General features: G+C 42.2%; 17 protein-coding genes and 4 tRNA genes. 5 read left to right on the top strand and 16 right to left on the bottom strand.

The genetic code is table 11. The annotated features are described in order from the left end of the window. Positions 1–62 precede the first annotated feature (62 nt). From tnpA to H8S18_RS01145, 5 genes are all read right to left on the bottom strand, one after another. The gene (gene tnpA, locus H8S18_RS01165) at positions 63–524 is read right to left on the bottom strand and encodes an IS200/IS605 family transposase (RefSeq protein WP_186856479.1); all 462 of its coding nucleotides are present in this window, start codon (positions 522–524) and stop codon (positions 63–65) included. Between the two features lie 174 nt (positions 525–698). Continuing rightward, on the bottom strand, positions 699–1871 hold the full coding sequence (locus H8S18_RS01160; RefSeq protein ID WP_186856478.1) for an iron-containing alcohol dehydrogenase: 1173 nt from the start codon (positions 1869–1871) through the stop codon (positions 699–701). A gap of 695 nt (positions 1872–2566) precedes the next feature. Then, on the bottom strand, positions 2567–4078 hold the full coding sequence (locus H8S18_RS01155) for a tyrosine-type recombinase/integrase (RefSeq protein WP_186856477.1): 1512 nt from the start codon (positions 4076–4078) through the stop codon (positions 2567–2569). A gap of 126 nt (positions 4079–4204) precedes the next feature. After that, positions 4205–5062, bottom strand: a complete 858-nt coding sequence (locus H8S18_RS01150) for a hypothetical protein (RefSeq protein ID WP_186856476.1) — start codon at positions 5060–5062, stop codon at positions 4205–4207. A gap of 224 nt (positions 5063–5286) precedes the next feature. After that, entirely contained in the window at positions 5287–5589 is a 303-nt protein-coding gene (locus H8S18_RS01145) for a helix-turn-helix domain-containing protein (protein ID WP_186856475.1), read from the bottom strand. Positions 5590–5728: 139 nt separating this feature from the next. On the opposite strand from H8S18_RS01145, the gene H8S18_RS14765 reads away from it, so the two are divergent. Beyond that, positions 5729–7168 (top strand): C40 family peptidase, encoded by a 1440-nt coding sequence (locus H8S18_RS14765; RefSeq protein ID WP_186856474.1) that lies wholly within the window; start codon positions 5729–5731, stop codon positions 7166–7168. A 160-nt stretch (positions 7169–7328) separates the two neighbouring features. Here the strand turns inward: H8S18_RS14765 and H8S18_RS01135 are convergent, their stop codons facing one another. Next, positions 7329–7892 carry a recombinase family protein gene (locus tag H8S18_RS01135; RefSeq protein ID WP_186856473.1) on the bottom strand — a complete coding sequence of 188 codons (564 nt, stop codon included), beginning with the start codon at positions 7890–7892 and terminating at the stop codon, positions 7329–7331. A gap of 220 nt (positions 7893–8112) precedes the next feature. Between H8S18_RS01135 and H8S18_RS01130 the strand changes: the two genes are divergently transcribed. Beyond that, a complete protein-coding gene (locus H8S18_RS01130; protein ID WP_186856472.1) occupies positions 8113–9369 on the top strand; it encodes a hypothetical protein in 1257 nt (418 codons plus the stop codon). Positions 9370–9612: 243 nt separating this feature from the next. Here H8S18_RS01130 and H8S18_RS01125 read toward each other — a convergent pair. The 4 genes from H8S18_RS01125 to H8S18_RS01110 form a co-directional block, all read right to left on the bottom strand. Then, positions 9613–9688: transfer RNA gene (locus H8S18_RS01125), tRNA-Lys, on the bottom strand. 79 nt (positions 9689–9767) lie between these two features. Next, a tRNA-Gln gene (locus H8S18_RS01120) sits at positions 9768–9842 on the bottom strand. Positions 9843–9865: 23 nt separating this feature from the next. Then, positions 9866–9942: transfer RNA gene (locus H8S18_RS01115), tRNA-His, on the bottom strand. A gap of 20 nt (positions 9943–9962) precedes the next feature. Then, positions 9963–10039, bottom strand: a tRNA-Arg gene (locus H8S18_RS01110). 332 nt (positions 10040–10371) lie between these two features. Between H8S18_RS01110 and H8S18_RS01105 the strand changes: the two genes are divergently transcribed. Then, positions 10372–11649 (top strand): glycosyltransferase family 2 protein, encoded by a 1278-nt coding sequence (locus tag H8S18_RS01105; RefSeq protein WP_243165024.1) that lies wholly within the window; start codon positions 10372–10374, stop codon positions 11647–11649. A gap of 47 nt (positions 11650–11696) precedes the next feature. Here H8S18_RS01105 and H8S18_RS01100 read toward each other — a convergent pair whose 3' ends face one another. The 5 genes from H8S18_RS01100 to rph all read right to left on the bottom strand — a co-directional run bounded on the left by H8S18_RS01100 (position 11697) and on the right by rph (position 15866). Beyond that, positions 11697–12449, bottom strand: a complete 753-nt coding sequence (locus H8S18_RS01100) for a GntR family transcriptional regulator (RefSeq protein WP_186856470.1) — start codon at positions 12447–12449, stop codon at positions 11697–11699. Between the two features lie 289 nt (positions 12450–12738). Continuing rightward, positions 12739–13794, bottom strand: a complete 1056-nt coding sequence (locus tag H8S18_RS01095; protein ID WP_186856469.1) for a chloride channel protein — start codon at positions 13792–13794, stop codon at positions 12739–12741. Positions 13795–14070: 276 nt separating this feature from the next. Beyond that, positions 14071–14559 carry a YfcE family phosphodiesterase gene (locus H8S18_RS01090; RefSeq protein ID WP_186856468.1) on the bottom strand — a complete coding sequence of 163 codons (489 nt, stop codon included), beginning with the start codon at positions 14557–14559 and terminating at the stop codon, positions 14071–14073. Next, positions 14560–15144 (bottom strand): XTP/dITP diphosphatase, encoded by a 585-nt coding sequence (locus tag H8S18_RS01085; protein ID WP_186856467.1) that lies wholly within the window; start codon positions 15142–15144, stop codon positions 14560–14562. Beyond that, positions 15141–15866 (bottom strand): ribonuclease PH, encoded by a 726-nt coding sequence (gene rph, locus H8S18_RS01080; RefSeq protein ID WP_186856466.1) that lies wholly within the window; start codon positions 15864–15866, stop codon positions 15141–15143. Before rph ends, H8S18_RS01085 begins: the two co-directional genes overlap by 4 nt. 93 nt (positions 15867–15959) lie before the next feature. Between rph and H8S18_RS01075 the strand changes: the two genes are divergently transcribed. After that, positions 15960–17717: an Rqc2 family fibronectin-binding protein gene (locus H8S18_RS01075; protein ID WP_186856465.1), complete on the top strand. Its 1758-nt coding sequence runs from the start codon at positions 15960–15962 to the stop codon at positions 17715–17717. Beyond that, positions 17717–18319 (top strand): hypothetical protein, encoded by a 603-nt coding sequence (locus H8S18_RS01070; protein ID WP_186856464.1) that lies wholly within the window; start codon positions 17717–17719, stop codon positions 18317–18319. Before H8S18_RS01075 ends, H8S18_RS01070 begins: the two co-directional genes overlap by 1 nt. Positions 18320–18343: 24 nt before the next feature. Here the strand turns inward: H8S18_RS01070 and pyrE are convergent, their stop codons facing one another. Further along, positions 18344–18925 (bottom strand): orotate phosphoribosyltransferase, encoded by a 582-nt coding sequence (pyrE, locus tag H8S18_RS01065; protein ID WP_186856932.1) that lies wholly within the window; start codon positions 18923–18925, stop codon positions 18344–18346. Positions 18926–18933 lie beyond the last annotated feature (8 nt).

Below are 18933 nucleotides of genomic sequence, written 5' to 3'. Positions count from 1 at the left end.
CTGTAAGGCTATGATACTGGCAACGCCTTAAAAGGCGTATCGGCCTGACGCATGCAGACAGATTACCTGCTACCCGTGCTAAACGGGTCACCTGGATACGGTATCTTCAGTTGTTCTCCATACTTATCTCTATCCAATTGCCCTTTGATGTATTCTGCTATCTTCTTCTCGTTTTTTCCTACCGTATCCACGTAGTATCCCCGGCACCAGAACTGTCTGTTTCTGTACTTGAATTTCATATCCCCAAATCTTTCGTATATCATCAAGCTGCTTTTGCCTTTCAGATAACCCATAAAGCTTGATACACTCATCTTCGGAGGTATCTCCAGCAGCATATGTATGTGGTCTGGATAAATCTCCGCTTCTACTATGTTCACACTTTTTCTCACACATAGCTGTCTTAGTATCTCTCCTACTACTTGCTTTTTCTCTTTGTAGAATACCTGCCTCCTATATTTCGGTGCAAATACTACATGGTATTTGCAATTCCAGCGTGTGTGTTCTAAACTATTATTGTCATTCATTTTGAATGGCCTCCTTTTGATTTTTTATTTGCAGTTGTCAGGCCGCAAATTCATTCTATCAAAAGGAGTTTTTTATTTCTCTTCATAGCTTTAAGCTTTTTTATACTCCCCAGTAAACTGGGGGTTTTTTGAGTCAAAAAAACTCCCGGATTTCCGGGAGTCTTGCCTGTTCGATTAATAAGCCAGTTCCAGTACGTTACGAATATCAGCTTCATTGAGTACGGCGAAGTGTCCAACCGTTCCATCATTATTTTCCGCGCAACGGCGGGCAAGCTCGTCGAGCACTGATTTGTCGTTGATACCAAGATCCCGCAGGGAAATTGGCATACTGATTGTTTTTAAAAAGCTCAGGAACCTTTTGATCCCTTGCGTAACCGTCCAATCCGGATCATTTACATCGTACTCCACATCGAAAACGCGCATTGCGAACTGGATAAAACGCTTCGGTGCCTTTCGATACACGTATTTAATCCATGCCGGGAAAATAACCGCCAGTCCCGCCCCGTGCGATACGTCATATTTTGCGGATAGTTCATGCTCAATTTGATGTGATCCCCAATCTTCTTCGCGCCCCATTCCAAGCGTCCCGTCGTGTGCTATCTTGCAAGCCCACATAATTTCGGCGCGTGCATTATAATCCTCCGGTTCGGTAATCGCCTGTTTCGCGTTGCGCATCAAGCCACGCATTACCGCTTCGCTCATCCGGTCTACCACATCCGTATGTTCCGTCCTCGTAAAATAACGTTCCATTACATGTGCAATTGCATCTGTAATACCCGCAGCGGTATGATAGGCTGGGACTGTATAGGTAAGTTCCGGATTCAGAATGGAAAAAACCGGGCGGCTGCGCTCGTCACCATATGCCAATTTTGTCATTGTCTTCTCATTTGTGATGACCATTCCATCCGAAGATTCGCTTCCCGCACCTGGAATGGTTAAAATTACGCCTACTGGAAGCAAGGCCTGCGCCATCTTTTTTCCAAGAAAATAATCCCATACATCGTCGCTGTTTGGCGTACCACAGGCGATCGTCTTAGCAGAATCAATTACGCTTCCTCCACCTACAGCAAGAATAAATCCAATACCATTTGACCGGCAAAGATTGATGCCTTCATAAACAAGTTCAAGACGGGGATTCGATTTTACTCCGCCCAATTCATAGACCGTAATGTTTGCGGCCCGCAAAGATGCGCGCACTCGATCCAATAACCCTGATCGCTCCGCGCTTCCGCCGCCGTAATGAAGGAGCACCTTATCGCTATATTTTGCAACTTCTTCTCCGCAAAGAAGTTCCGTTCCCTTGCCAAATATAACCTTTGTTGGGTTATAAAAAATATCATTATCCATCCGGATATCCTCCTATTACTTTTGGCCTATTATAATTCAATTCTAGTATGATATACACGCATTGTCAATTCACTAAACCCGTCCTCGAGCAGAATAGTGAAAAATGATACTATGGAGGTGCAAATATTCCAGAATATTATACCTTCGCGTTTCAAGTAGAAGACTTCGCCGCGCATTTATGATGTCTCCTGGTTTATCTTTTACTAAAAAAGTGATTGTTCTCTGTTCAAATAGTTACTTGCAGAAGCACCCACTCGAATTTGAACGCCTATACTACTTTTTGAATAAACAAAAGGTTGGCAATGCAATGAAGACGTTTATTTATATCCGCACCTATAAAGGCATAGCCTCCGCATACATGACGTCTTCGGAAGATGAGTTTGCATATTAAAGCCTTGGGTGAATGCACAAGGAATGCCTAAACCAATCGGAAATCATTCGAAACTATGAAACGAAAAATAATACCCAGAAATAAGAAAAAGCCGCTTATATAACGGCTTTTTCTCTGGTGACCCACCGGAGACTCGAACTCCGGACACCTTGATTAAAAGATGTTTTTTTACTGCTTTTTTAAGATTTCTATAAAGCCGATTTTCGGCTGTATAAAAGCATTTCTTGCGTTTTGCGATATCGTATGACACTACACGGCACAATATGAATTTGTACAAATTTTGTGCATTTCTCATCTCTATACTTCAGGTGGTTGCCGCTTGTGTTCCAAACAATACCGACTGCATGATATCCGCGCATACATGGCGGCTCTCCGGCGTTACTTGACAATATGTATTTGCTGTCATGTTAATTGTACTATGCCCCGCATTTTCGGATATATACTTCAATGGTGCTCCTTGCGCATATGCCATCGTTATCTGTGTGCCGCGTAGGTCATGGAACCTGTTTGCAGGCAATCCTGCGCGGGCAATAATACGCCTGTATTGGCGATAAACGCTTTTGGGATTCAAAAATGTACCATCTTCGTGACAACAAACTAAATCCATATCCTGATAGTTCTCACACTTGCGTTTATCTTTCGCTACTTGTACCCAACGCTTCTTAACCATACCCATAAGCGTCGGAGGCGCACCTATAATGCGATTGCTCTTTTCGGTTTTTAAGGGCGCAAGACCGTAAACTTCACATCCTTGACCGTCATGCTTTACCATTGTAACTTGCCTCTGAATGTGAATCGTATTATTTCTGAAATCACAATCACTAAAACGAATTCCCAATGCCTCGCCTCGTCGTAACCCTAAAGACAATGCAATCAATATAGGCAATTCAACGCTTGTTCCTTTAATTGCATTCATGAGGCGTATTGTTTCTTCTTTGTCAAATACTTTTGCCGCATAATGTGTTATTTTGGGTTTCCTTACCCCCTTACACGGATTGATGGCAATCAATCCATCATATACCGCCTCGTTTAATGCTTTTGATAATACAGAATTTGTCAGCCGTATAGAATTTGCCGATAAACCGCGCTCCAACAGGTCATCATATAATTTTTTAACATGTTGCCTGTTAAGGGCTTGCAACAGAATCCCACCAATATAAGGCACAATATTTCTCCGTATATCATTCTCATACTGATAGATGGTATTGGAAGAATACTGCCGTTGATTATTTCCGTTGTTTTCATACCGCTTATAGTTGTCCTCAAACCATTTTTCAATATACTCTTTCACGGTTATCTTTGAGGGCTCTCTATAGGTGTGATTTGCAATTTTAGCGCGTATATCGTCCAAAAACATTTGCGCCTCTGCTTTTGTTTGAAACCCGCCCTTGTATTTCTGTTTGCGTTTTCCTTCGCTGTCAGTTATAAAATACATGGCAACCCACGTGATACCTTTCTTGCCTTTCCGCTTAAACGGATTGCCGCGCTTTGAATATGTTTTATTTGTATTTTTCATTTCTGCTTCTTCCTTCCTTTCGGCGGAAGGAGAAGCATCGTTGTCACTATATTCAGTTTTCAAAGTACTATCCGGTTGATGATAGCACTCTACCACACTGGAATCTGTTTGTAAAGCGCTATCCGTCTCAAAAACCGGAGGTAAACCCACTGATTTCAGATAGGCATTTATTTGTTGCTTAGTGAATCGATATTCATTACCATAACGGCAGAAATCAATTTTCCTTTCTCGAAGCAACTGATACATTGAAGTTCTGCCTATCTTCAATATATCCTGCACGGCTTTTGTTGTATAAAACACTTTTGAATAATTTCTCCTGCATATAAATACCCTCTTTTTTCCAAAGTGTTTATCATATTTTCCAAAGCAATTAAGGGAGATAAATTATTATATGATAGATATGTATAAGTATATCTATTCAAAAATTCAGAATGGCACATCGCTGTCATCTAAAGGTACTATAGGCGTTTGCTGCGCCCTCATACGATTTTCAAACAAACATAATTTTTTAAAATACATATGAGCATCTTCTGCGGATAAATCTTCGTAATTGCCGAACCTTTCTTTGATATCATCCGCACTTATCCCATATTCTTTATATTCTGTTGCCAAGGATACGATTTTGCTTTGTATTCTATCATTTAATGATGAATTTGAACCGTCAAAATTCTGCAAAGAGTTAGAACAAGCCAGTTTTTCAAAATCTAACTTTCTTTCAATCTTCGCCGCATCATCGACCTCTACCTTTATATTTGTCTCTATCTCTTTATTATTATTCTTTTCTTTTTCATTATTCTTATTAAGTGGTTGTAAACCATCGGGTTTGCAACCACTTTCCTGAGATGAGAGAGAAGATATATTTTCTCTTCTTACAATACTTTTGAGAGTACTGATATTTATGCCTGTCATTTTTCCGATAGTACCATAACTATAACCGCAAGCGCGATATCTCATAATTTCTTCATAATCAATTTCGCGCGGTCTGCCACCGCTATTGTTAGATTCAGATGTTTTTTTCCCACATTGGTAATCGTATCTTTGCTGTGCAGCATTTACATTGGGGAGTGCTTGTGCTATTACCATATTCACGATAGAATTAGAACTTTCCTGCAAAATCCCCGTGAAACTGTAATTCAGGAGAGTTTGTATCGCTTCCAACCTATCGCTTTCGCTTGCGATATGATTGATTGCCTGCCATGTGCTCGCAAGCATTATGGCAGTATCATTTACATAATTTTTCATATCTGTCATATCGACCGACATTTCTTCTTTTTTAAAATTCATTTATTTTTTCACCTCAAATTTTTAATATTTTTTCACAAAAAGTTATTGACAATTTCTCGCGGTTGTAGTATACTTAAATTAGCGAGGTAAACGTCGCTTTTTTTGTGATACTTTTATAGTATAGCACATTTTGATTGATTTGTCAACCCCTTTTAACTATTTTTTTAGAAGTAATGGGAAAAGAAACACCGTTTCCAGTGGAAACGGTGTTTTTTTGGTTTTTTCTATCTATTTTTTTCCCGAAGGTGTTCAACCATCTCAGTAACGATTTTTATATCATCGGGAGATAAACCCTCTAAATCCAAAACATTAGTTTTGGTTCTTCCCAATAAATAATCAGTGGTAGTGTGGTACAGATTTGCAAGTTTGATAAGCACATCATAAGATGGGGTACGGTGCGTGACTTCATACGAACTAATCACAGATACAGAAACACCGATACGCTGCGCAACCTGTTTTTGTGTTAAATGATTATTTTTTCTTAATTGTTGAAGGTTATTACCTAATGTATCGCCAATTTTAGCCATAAAAAATACCTCTTTATATAGTGTAATACCTGCGATTATATTTAAGGCGTATATAAATACGCCTATTGTTGAATTTGCTGTTTGGTTGTTATAAAATAGAAATAATACATATGGGTTGCAAGTGAAAGGGGAAATGAAAATGAAAAAGATAATATGTCTATTGGCTGTACTGTCTATGGTTGTTGCCACGTTTGCGGGGTGTGGTAAAGATGGACAGCAACAATCACCAGAACCTACAGAAACGGTTATATCAAATTCTGAACAGCAAGATGAGATAACGCCTACAGTATCTCCGTCGGCAAGTGTCTCACCAACGCCAAGTGCTTCGCCGTCCGCTTCACCATCATCAACAGCATCAAAATCTATTTCTGGTACGGATGGGAGAAACGGTAGGGATGGACAAGACGGCAAAGATGGGGCAAATGGTGAAGATGGTCGGGATGGTGCCGACGGTCAAACGCCATACATTGGTTCTAATGGTAATTGGTGGATTGGAAGCACAGATACAGGTGTATCGGTTACAGGGCAAGGAACAGGAGGTTCGGTAAGGACTTCTTTAGCAGATGTTCCGGTTGGCACGAAGTTTCCCTGCTATCCCAATAAAGAGTTTGATTGGGTGGATGGATATAGTGGCAAAACAGTCCACGTTAATTCAATCGTAGTGGAATTAACATCAAAGAATAATTTTGACGAGTGGGCGACCAATCCTGATTTGAGAACGGGATATTCTTTTTATTCACCATACACCGTGACAGCGCAAATAAACGGATATATTAGTGGCATGAATAGTGGTAGTGTCGAAATTGTTTTAAAATCTAATGATAATGGATTTGCACAGGCATCGAGTGCAATTAACAATGATGGAACTTTCCAAGTAACAACGCAATTTGACGATTTAACACGTATAGTAGATATATGGTTTGGACGCGCTTCTGTTTATAGCAAGACACCTACGCCTACACCAACACCTACGCCGGAGCCGCCTGTTATTGCTGATGTTGAAGCATTTATTGATGTGGCAAAAGCACAGTTAGATAAACCTTACTCTTACGGTGGCAAGGGCCCAGATTCTTTTGATGCTTCTGGATTGGTTTATTATGCTTTAAAGAAAAGCGGGAGTAATATAGGATTTATGAATCTATTAGGATGGACGCAGGATAAGTATTATCCTACAGTCGAGAATATTAACGATTTACAGCGCGGAGATTTTATTTGTACAAATATCGGAATGGGCATCTACTTAGGAAATAACCAGATGATAGAAGCGTCACTGTCACAGGGAAAGGTAGTGATAGTAACGGTTGACGATGATATCAGAAATAATTTTTTGTGTGGCAAGCGGTTACACGCTGGTACCGATACCTTATCCAAGCAGTCAATACAAGAGCCTATACAATCTGATAATATAGCTGTTCCATCTGCAAGTGTAGCAGATACGCAGTCACCAACTGATGCTCCGATACCTACAGAAGCACCTGAGGCGGTAGAATCATCTGTATCTCTTTCCCCCGAACCAACGGCAGAAAAATCACCAGCACCCAGCGCAACAGCAACAGACGATACAGAAACACCGGTTTGACATAAATTTTCACAAATTTACTGATATAGAAAAATGTGATTTTTCATGTCAAAGAGAGTTATAATGAAATATGCGGGGCGGTAGAGTAACACTGAGATATGTATTACTTGCCGCCCCGCCATTGTTTTTATAACGTGTGGTATTTTTTTAGATGTATTTTTTAACTTGCTGTTTGCCGCCTTGCCTGTATCGCTCTGTAAAGCGTAGCAGACGATATGCCAGTCATTTCTGTGATTTCCTTAATGCTGTGCACCTGTGAATCATAAAGGCGTACAGCGCGTTCTACGGCTTTAGAATCGGCTTTCGGTCTGCCGCCCTTCCTACCCCTTGCCCGTGCCGCTTTTAGCCCTTCCTGTGTGCGCTGTACCGTTATATCGCGTTCAAACTGGCAGATAGCGGAAAGAACTGTTAAAAGCAATTTCCCTGTAGGTGTTGAAGTATCTATATTTTCTTTTAGAGATATTAATTTAACGCCCTTATTATCCCATTCATCAATCAATGTCAAAAGGTCTTTACTGCTGCGTCCTAACCGTGAAAGGGATTCAATGACAACGGTATCGCCCGCGCGGACTATCATCTTCACTTTATCCAATTCGGGACGGTTTGCTTTTGTGCCTGTGATTTTTTCTGTATATAGTTCATCAACGCCATAGGCAGTCAAAGCATCTGTTTGACGTGCTAATTCCTGTTGTTCTGTGCTTACTCTTGCATAGCCAATAATCATAATGAAAACCACCTTTTATTTAATATAACCATCATATCATAAACGGAGGTAAAAGGGAGCATGTTTTTGAGAAATGTTTTGAGAAAGAAAATGCTGTAAAAAGCAGTGATTTTTCAGCACTTAAAAATTTTATCATAAACAATCGTTTTTGATGATAACCTTCATATGACTCGTTTAAGTGGTATAATAAAAGACACCTAAACTATGGGAGGACTCAAAGATGCCTGAACTTTTTATACGGGGAAGTTTGTCAGACTTATTCAAGAAGATAAAAGAAACTGTTGATTCTGATATTGGTAAAATCACTAATGAAGAAATTCTAAATATTGATATCAACGAATGGACGAAATTTCTATGGAATAAATATACTATTGAGCCGATTACTCTTTATGAAGAGAATATCACTTATAATTTGGAAGAAACCACTATTAAACGATATAATAAATTTCATCATCATAATCCATATGAATCTGAATATTTTTCTATGGATGGATATAAGATGACGTTCTCTGTTCCTTTCGAGGGCAATGAAAAATTGCTATATTTTCAAGCATCGACGTATATAATGAGCCGCTTTGAGGTTGATTCTGTCGAGAGTTCCACTAGTAATAAATGTGGTATAATTAAATATTCTTTAGAATACACTAGACAGGAATTAGAAAGTAAAGAAAATCAGAAAGACTTTATTCTCTCTCAATTTAAATGCCGATTTGACAAGTATATAAAAAATATTGACTATATAAACGATGATGTGAAAAAATTTAACACTTCCCTTAATTTATCCATAAAAGAATCTCTGGAAAAAAGACGTAAAAAGGCGGGAGATTATATTGCTTTGCGCGCAAAATTAGATTTACCTCTAAACCTTAACCCGAATGCGCCAAACACAGTCCCTGTTGTACTTGCAAAGAAAAGTAAAACAATACCATCCAGACCAGAAAAGAAATTTTCAAAGCCTGAATACACTATTTCTGATAAAGATTATGAAAATATCAACAACATAATTAGTATGTCATGCACTTCTATGGAAAAAACAGCATCTACTTTTATCAAATTACAGGAAGAAGAATTGCGAGATATTGTCGTTTCTCATTTGAACACACATTATTCAAATGTAACGGGCGAGACATTTAACAAGGTTGGAAAAACGGATATACATATCTTGTTTGATAGCAAGGCGGCATATATTGCTGAGTGTAAGATTTGGCATGGAGAGAAAAAATTTAAAGAAGCACTGGAACAATTATTTAGTTATACTACATGGCGCGACATCAAAACTTCACTAATCGTTTTTAATAAAGAGAATAAAAATTTTTCCAATGTTTTATCGGTTGTAGAAAATTATTTGAAAACGTGTCCTTTGTGCAGGACGAAACGCGAGAAAAACAAAAATGAATGGGATTGCACATTTCAAAAATACGCAGCTAGTGATGAAATTATTTCTGTCTTTATTGGTGTATACGATTTATATTGTTAAGATGAACGAATAAGAGCGGGGGTACTAAACAATGTGCACCTATCTTTTTCTCCGCCAAAAGAGGTTTAGTAGATTCTTTCGCTTGTTCCAGATTGTACAATACCTTGCTGAATATAGCGACTGATGCTTCATCCTTCCAAGAATTTTGTACAGATTTTGTACAAATTAGTTGTTTTCGTGATTCAGGCGGTTCTCAATAAAACAAAAAAACTGCCTGAAACCCTTTGTTCAAGCAGTTTTTTCTGGTGACCCACCGGAGACTCGAACTCCGGACACCTTGATTAAAAGTCAAGTGCTCTACCACCTGAGCTAGTGGGTCATTTTGCGTGGAACGTCAGTTATTATATCATAACTGCAGACATGTGTATAGTCTTTTTTTAATCTGCAGACATTTTTTTTGGCTGGGGTAGCAGGATTTGAACCTACGAATGCTGGAATCAAAATCCAGTGCCTTACCGCTTGGCGATACCCCAATGACAAAAGATAAAAAGAAAAATGGGGTGAGTAGTGGGATTCGAACCCACGGCCTCCAGGGCCACAACCTGGCGCTCTAACCAACTGGGCTATACCCACCATGTCCTTGTTTATCTTTTTGGCGCGCCTGAAGGGATTCGAACCCCTGACACACGGCTTAGAAGGCCGTTGCTCTATCCAACTGAGCTACAGGCGCATAGCACTCGTGGCGCAACCTTGTTGAAATATTCCAGCCTCGGCTGACAATTAGAAATTATAGCAAACGCACTTTCAAAAGTCAATTGCTTTTCTATATTTCCATGATAAGAAATGCATAGAAATTTTGTTTATTCAAGTAAATAATGAAATAATGCATTACTCTTCTGTAAAAAGGGTATCAATCTATCATATGCAAACAATATAGTGAAATTGTAATGAAATGTTCAGAATTTGCGCATAGATTTTGACATACTACTGTGCTATAATCTGAACTTGTGTGAAAAAGGCGGTTCATTAAAAATGGCCACACATGGCGAAGGAGGGCTTAATTTGTTATCGTTTATTACAAACTTCAATTTAGCAATGTTTATACTTTTCACCGCACTTTACTCGTATCAGGTGATTTATGTCGTGGTTGCACTTTTTAAAAAGCCTAAAAAACCTGCGGCAGCTGCAAAAAATCATCATTTTGCAATCCTGATTGCAGCGCGTAATGAAAGCGCGGTGATTGGACAACTTATCAGCAGTATTAAAAAGCAAAAATATCCTCAGGACAAAATCGATATTTTTGTTGTTGCTGATAATTGTACTGACGATACGGCCAGAGTCGCCGAAAAAGCCGGCGCCAATGTTTATGAGCGCTACAACAAGAAATATGTAGGGAAAGGATATGCTTTAAGCTACGCTTTGAATGCCATCAAACGTGATTATGGGAAAAATGCTTTCGAGGGCTATTTTGTATTTGATGCCGATAATCTGCTTGATGAAAATTACGTAGCAGAAATGAATAAGCTGTTCGATCAGGGCTATCGGGTACTCACCTGCTACCGCAATTCAAAGAATTATGGCACCAATTGGATTTCCGCCGGCTACTCCTTGTGGTTTTTGCGGGAATCGAAATATCTCAATAATCCGCGCATGATGCTCAAAACCAGTTGCGCAATCTCGGGCACCGGTTTTTTAATCCACAATGACATTATCCAGAAAAACCACGGGTGGAAGCACCATCTGCTTACAGAGGATATCGAATTTTCTGTAGATAGTATTATCCATGGTGAAACCATTGGCTATTGCGGCGATGCGAAAATTTATGACGAACAGCCCTGTACGTGGAAACAGTCATGGACGCAACGCCTGCGTTGGTCCAAAGGTTTTTATCAGGTTTTGGGCAAATATACCAAAGGGCTTTTAAAAGGTTTTGCCTTAGAGCGGCGCTTTGCCTGCTATGATATGTTTATCACCATTGCTCCAGCGATCTTTGTATCGCTTGCTAGCATTCTTGTGAACGCATGTTTCCTTCTGAACGGTATGATGGGAAGCAACTTTTACATTCAACATCTTGTCTTTTCCACTACAACTACAGCCATTCTTTCATCGCTGTTCAATTTCTATATTATGTTGTTCCTTGTAGGGTTGATTACCACGGTTACTGAATGGAATGAAATCCACGATACGAGTCCGGTGAAGAAAATACTATACACCTTTTCTTTTCCCTTCTTTATCCTGACTTATATTCCGATTTCGATCGCGGCACTTTTCAAGAAAATTGGCTGGGATCCAATCCCGCACAATATTTCAAAATCGATTGAAGATTTTGAACGTTCGTAAGAATAAATAAAAAAGGATGCCCTCCGGCATCCTTTTTTATTTCTGTTTTACCCTCTCTCAAGATCGATACGAAACTCGTTTAGGTCTCCCCGGTATTTTGCAATCGAATATTCCACCGGTGTTCCATTCTTCGTATAAGAAAGCGTGTAAACCACATAAATCGGCGATCCTTCCGGTATTGCCAGCAACTCCGAGAGTTCCCCGTCCGCAAGCCCCACTTGCAATCTGCGCGAAACCCGGTGTACCACAACCCCAAATTTTTCCTCTAAAGTTTTATATAAGGAATGCTTTCCAAGGTCTACCTTCAATAGTTCTTTAAAAGGTTTAGCCGGAAGATACGTACGTGCATAAACCATTGGATCATTGTTCGCGTATCTTACGCGATTGATATATACGCAGGACGAGCGCCCATCAAGGCTCAATTGTTCGAGGACTTCCCTGTCATGCATGATCCCCGAATCTACCACCACCGAAGAAGGCTGCAAGCCTTTCTTCTTCATCTCATCATTAAAACTTTCAATGACCTGAAAAAAACGCCCCTCTACTTTAGGTTTCGCAATAAAGGTCCCTTTCGCTTTCTGGCGTTTCAAATGCCCTTCGTTTACAAGCTCGCTGAATGCTTGGCGAATTGTGGCCCTGCTGATATTGAGTATTCCACATAGTTCTTCTTCTGTCGGAACGGCATCCCCTTCCTTCAGCTTCCCATTTTCAATATTTTCAATCATAAACTGTTTCAGTTGATAATAAAGCGGAACGGGAATATTACGATCCAATTCCAACTGATAATATACAGAATTCATGATACCGACCCTTTCAGATGCTGTGCTGAATTTAAAACAAACAATATTTTATTTATTATACAGCATTTACACCAGCATTTCAAACAACAAAAAATCCCGAATTTGCTTTGGGCTTTTTCAGGCAGCCAGTACTTTTATATATTCTATTACAATTTCACTAGAGCTCCCCATTCGCTCAGCGCCTACTGCAAGCAAGTACAAATATGTGGCAATATCCCGAGTGCCGCACACCGCCTCAACGTCTATCTTCGACGGCTGCTTTCATGATAGGGAACTAAAATTTAAGCGCCTATTTTGCATTTCTTCCTATAAATGCCGCCCGTACCTTATCGAACCATATTTTTTGACTTGGATAAAGCCCATAATATCCTGAAAAAACATAGCTGACCGCACATGCCAAAAGAAAAAACAATCCAGCCCCAGATCCGAACACTTCCAGCCCCAGAACAAACGCAGTCAGCGGGCAATTCACCGCTCCACAGAATACTGCGACAAGCCCGGTCGCGGCGCCCATAGATGGAGAAAGCCCCAGCAAATTCCCGGCAAAACTGCCAAAAGTCGCTCCAACAACAAAAGTCGGGACAATTTCTCCTCCCTTAAATCCCGCACCGATCGTAAGGGACGTAAATGCAATTTTCCATAAAAAATCCTGCGGTGCGGAATTGCCGTTTACCGCTGCGCCAATCAGTCCAATGCTGTCTCCATTATACAAGTTGTTTCCCACCATGTAAGTAAGGCCTACAATGAGAAGGCCTCCAGCTATTACGCGGGAAATTTTACCAGGAAAAACGTGCTCATATAACTGTTTCGATTTCCGGAGCGCAATGCAGAACAGTATACTGACAAGCCCACACATAGCCGCCAGAACTGCCACTTGCAGAATTGATATTGGTCCTAGCTCAGGAATCCCTTTCAATGTATACCGTGGAAAATCAATGTGAAATGCAGATGCAATCATAAAGCCTACAACAGAAGATAATGCGCACGGCAGGATAGCCGAATAGTAAACAACGCCGATCCCTACAAGCTCCAGCGCCAGTACAATCGCCGTTACAGGCGTCCCAACCACAGCAGCAAACCCAGCGCTGATGCCACACATGATCATAATCTTCTTTTCCTTAGCATCCATACGGAACATCCTGCCGAGGCTGGATGCAAGCCCTCCGCCAAGCTGGATCGCCGCTCCTTCTGTACCAACCGAGCCGCCAAAAGCACGCGTGAGCAGCGTGCTGACAAAGATAAGCGGTACCATAACAGTGGGAATACGGTCCGTTTTCCGTACAGAGAAAATTACGGTGTCTGTTCCATTATCATGACTTTTTTTGCACCATCGATATAACAGCACGATGAATATTCCGCCAACTGGCAGCAGCCAGATTATCCAATTATGTTCCAAGAAGAATTGCGAGCTTTGATTAATCAGAAGGCAAAAAACAGAGCCAATAGTTCCGGCCACAGCTCCCACTGCGGCTGAACATATGACCCACTTCAAAAAAGACTTCAGATATGGCGCTGCGTTGCTCCAAAATTTTTGCATGCGAACTGACCCATCCATTCTTTCTTATATTACCCTTAAGAATCTGCTTATAAACAAAAACAGGCCTTATATAAGACCTGCCCTTTATGTTTTTAATGTTCGCAATTTAGGAATGACTCCCATTTTTCCGATCAGTAATGTTGCATAGTAAATATTCCCATCCCAGGATGCGCCGGCACTCCCCGGGTTCACCAGCCATAAACCATCTTCGTATTCGCAGTATTGCCTATGTGTATGCCCGAATAATGCGGCCGCCGCCTCGCACTCTTTCGCATGGTAAAACAACCTGTCATATGAATATTTTACTTTATAAAAATGCCCGTGTGTAAGTAATATCTTCTGCCCTACTAGCACGATCTCATCTTCTGTGTTGCCTGCGTCACCTACGTCGCAGTTTCCTTTTACGCAAATTACCTTGGCGCGTATATTTTGGTCAATATAACGTGCATCCGCTATATTATCTCCCAAGTGAAAGATATATTCCACATTTTGATTCTGCCCCAACACCGCATCGATCGCACTCCTGTTTCCATGTGTATCACTCAGTACAAGGGCGTGTATATACTGTCCCACCTATATCTCCTGCACTTTTTCCTGAAGCTTTTTCAATGCTTTTGCACGATGGCTGATCTTATTCTTGACCTCTGGCGGAATTTCAGCAAAGGTCTGGCCATATTCTTCGACATAAAAGAGCGGATCATAACCAAACCCGTTTTCTCCACGCGGCTCATCGATGATTTTTCCCTCCGCGCGTTCTTCGACATATAACTTTTCTTTTCCCCCGTTTGCCAGCACCAGTGCACATACGAACCATGCCCGGCGGTTTTCCTGCTCTTTCACCAACGAGAGAAGCTTGGCATTATTCTTTTCGTCAGTTGCTCCTTCCCCGGAGAAGCGGGCCGAGTAGATCCCGGGCGCCATATCGAGCGCTTCCACACATAGTCCGGAGTCATCCGCCAAAACATCGCCTTCCACCATTTCGCTGATTTCCACTGCTTTCTTTCGCGCGTTCGCGTGGAAACTGTCTCCATCTTCCACTACATCAACTGCGATTCCGGCATCCTTTAAAGATTTGATTTCATCATAAAAATCTCCAAGGATCGCTTTGATCTCCCTAACCTTTCCCTGGTTATTTGTCGCAATGATCAATTGTTTCATACTGTAATTCCCTCTTCTTTCAAAATTTCTTTCTGCCGGGCGATGATTTGATGGATTCCTTTCTTGCATAGGGCCATCAAAACCGTAAACTCCTCTTCCGTAACCGTACGCTTTTCTCCGCTGATCTGTATTTCCCCAATATTCCCGTCATCTGCCGCAACCATATTCATATCGGCCTGCGCGCCGCTGTCTTCCGCATAGCAAAGGTCAAGCAGCGGAGTATCCTCTACGATCCCCGCGGATACCGCGGCGACATGTTTGGTGAGTGGAGATTTGGTGAGCATTCCTTCTCTTACAGCTTTATCAATACAAAGGGCGGCAGCGATAAATGCCCCGCTGATTGAAGCGGTACGCGTACCTCCATCTGCGTTCAGTACATCGCAGTCGATATAGATCGTATACTCACCCATTCCTTCAAAATTGCATACACTGCGCAGCGAACGGCCAATTAGCCGCTGTATTTCTACGCCCCGCCCATCTTGTTTTACGCCGTCGCGTTTTTTTCGATGCGGCGTTGAAGCTGGTATCATTGAATATTCTGCCGTCAACCAACCATTACCCGTTTCCGCGAGGAACGGCGGCACGCCTTCCTCCAGCATTGCCGTACACAGGACTTGTGTGTTCCCGGCGCTGATCAGCACGCTTCCGTGTGCATTTTTCAATACGTTTGCCTGAATGCTCAAAGGGCGGAGTTCATCCGGTTTTCTTCCGTTTTCTCTCATAGCAATCCCCCATTTATTTGCTGTGTTCATTTTAGCACAATTCCTGTGTTCATACAATTGGATGTGGTATAATAATAAAATGGAGGATGCTTTATGACATTGGATGGCTTGACATTACATATGTGCGTAAATGAACTGAAAGAACGCTGCGCCGACGCTAAGATACAAAAGGTGCTGATGCCCGGCAAAGAAGAGGTTGTGCTCCAGCTCTATTCTGCCGCGGAAGGGACGCTCCGTTTGGTGCTGAGTGCGGATGCGGGCGATTGTGCCCTCTACCTTACGCGTACCGCAAAAGAAAATCCCAAAGTGCCGCCGGTTTTTTGCATGTTCTTACGTAAATACCTGACCGGAGCCCGCATTACAGACATCGGGCAGCGCGGCCTTGATCGTGTCGTCATCTTTACGCTTGAAACAAAAGACGAACTTCTCCACCCCATTACGCTTAAACTTGTGATTGAAATCATGGGGAAGTACTCCAATATTATCCTTACGGATGCAAACGATAAAATTCTCGACAGTATTCGGCGTGTATCTGTGGATATGAGCAGTAAACGGCAGGTTTTGCCCGGGGCGCGGTATGAAAATCCGCCCCAGACAAAATTCGATCCTCTTTCGCTTTCTCCTACGACGCTTGCAGAAGCTCTTACAACACATAAGGATACCAAAATCATCAATCACATGGTTTCTACTTTCGACGGTCTTTCGCTGCAAACTGCACAAGAAATCCTGCAGCGTTCCGGAATCGGCGTATTTCTTACGTCCGAATTATCTTCGAAACTGGCGGAACGTCTTGCCGGGAGTATGCGAAGCTTCCTGCAACAGGCTGTTTCCAGGCCTGCACCATGCGTGCAATTCAATACCGACAGAATGCCCGTTTTTTTTTCATGCATCCCCTATGAAACCTATCCAGCCGAAATGCGGAAAGATTTCCCTACCGTCAATGAGACGCTGGATTTTTATTATAGCCAGCGTCTGCTGATTTCTCGTTTGAGGCAGCAAAAGGAATCCCTTTACAAGGCAGTTCATAAAATCTATGTCAAACTGCAAAAGTTGATCGGCGTATATGAAGCTACACTGCGCGATGCCGCCAAAGAACAGAAGCTGCAAAAACGTGCCGATCTTATCACAGCGAATATCTATCGGCTGAAAAAAGGCATGAAAGATTTTGAGGCTGTGGATTACGAAACTGGCAAAACTGTCATAGTTTCCCTCGACGTATCGCGTACGCCGCAGGAAACGGCACAAAAGCTTTATAAGAAGATCAGTAAGTTGAAAACCGCATCCGCAATCAGCGCGAAAAAGCTGGCAGACGCCCGTGAAGAGGAAGATTTTCTGGAAGGAGCGCTTCACTTTACAGAGAATGCGGAAACGCCTGAGGATATTGCCGATATCCGGCATACACTTGTGCGTGCGGGATATCTTTCCGCTCCCCCCAAAAACAAAAAAGAGCCGGAAGTTCAGTCTCATCCTCTTCGTTTCAAATCCCCCAGCGGTTATGAAATTTATGTCGGAAAAAATGACAGGCAAAACGACCAGCTCACTATGCGTACCGCTTCAAAAGACGATATTTGGTTCCATACGCAAAAGATTCCCGGTTCACATGTGCTTCTGGTCACAAACGGTGTACCGCTTGACGATATTGACGACGAAACCATCGTCATGGCGGCCGAGCTCGCAGCGGCACACTCCCGTGCGCGCCAGTCCGGGAAAACCCCCGTCGATTATACGCAGCGGAAAAACCTCAAAAAACCGCCGTCCGCCCGTCCGGGTAAGGTAACTTATGACGACTATTTTACGGTCTATGTGGACGCACATAGGGGGGCCCTTTATATGCCCACGGAGGAAAACTAATGGATATCAGGGATGAAATCTATGATTTGTTCACTGAAGGAATCGACAGGAATGAAAACCGGAACCTTCCCATCCCGGATCGGTATATTATCAAGCGAGGTCATTCCCCGAATGGCTGGTATTCCCTTTCCAATAAAGACCGGATCCGCCTTCAGCTTTCGCCTGTAGCAGGCAGTTGGGATTATGTCCAGCTTAACGATCGCATGTTCCTATGGTATCATGGCAATATATTGAAAAAGTTGATTGCATATGCAGACTATCCTGACGAAAGTACGCGTGCTTATTTTGAAGGTGATTTCCACATCCCATCCATCATACGCCGCAGGATCCCGCCTGTCGTGCTGACGCGCAAATATTGTAAAATCTGTGCGGATAACCTTCTTGGGCGGGAAATACGCAGTTTTTATGTCAATCTCGGGGCAAAAGATGCTGGGGAAGGATTTTACGATATACGTTTATATGACAAAAAGCTTTTCTTTCACAGCCCGGTGCCCCAAAGAATCGACGCTATCTGGCCATTTAATAAATGGTTCCAACGTGGACTTCGTTTCCATGCGCCGTGCTATCTGTCATTATCGGAAACAAAAGAGAGCCGCAGCTAAATCCGCGGCTCTTTTTCTGTTATACTATTTTACTGGAAGTTTCCTGCTTCCCGGTTTTATGAGCGGTATGTCCGTTTTGCAGATTGGGCATTCATCCGGTTCGTAGGATTTGACTTCCATGGAAAGTACCGCACGGAAGGGTACGCCAAAATCCACTCCACCCGCACTGCGGTCAACGACGCTGCCTACGCCGACAACTTCGGCTCCCATTTCCTCAAGCAGCGCAATCACTTCTTTCACAGAGCCGCCTGTCGTGACGACGTCTTCCGTCACAAGTATCTTTGCTCCCGGTTCCACGGTAAAACCGCGGCGCAAAGTCATTTTTCCGTCTTCACGCTCTGCAAAAATATTTTTTACACCAAGCTGGTGCGACATTTCATAAGCCATAATAATTCCGCCAATCGCCGGCCCCACCACAAGGTCGATCTTCATATCTGAGAATTGCTCTGCAAGCTGTGCGCAGATCTTTTCCGATACATCCGGATACTGAAACAGTTTTGCGCACTGCATATATTTATCCGAATGCCGCCCTGATGTCAGTAAAAAATGGCCTTCCAGCATCACTTCTTTTTCCTTAAAAATCGCAATGATTTCTTCTTGTGTCATCATGTATC

The sequence above is a fragment of the Christensenella tenuis genome, from assembly GCF_014287795.1.
Lineage (GTDB): Bacteria > Bacillota > Clostridia > Christensenellales > Christensenellaceae > Christensenella > Christensenella tenuis.
The sequence above is the reverse complement of the archived record's forward strand: the minus strand, read 5'-3'. Positions and strand labels throughout refer to the sequence as shown.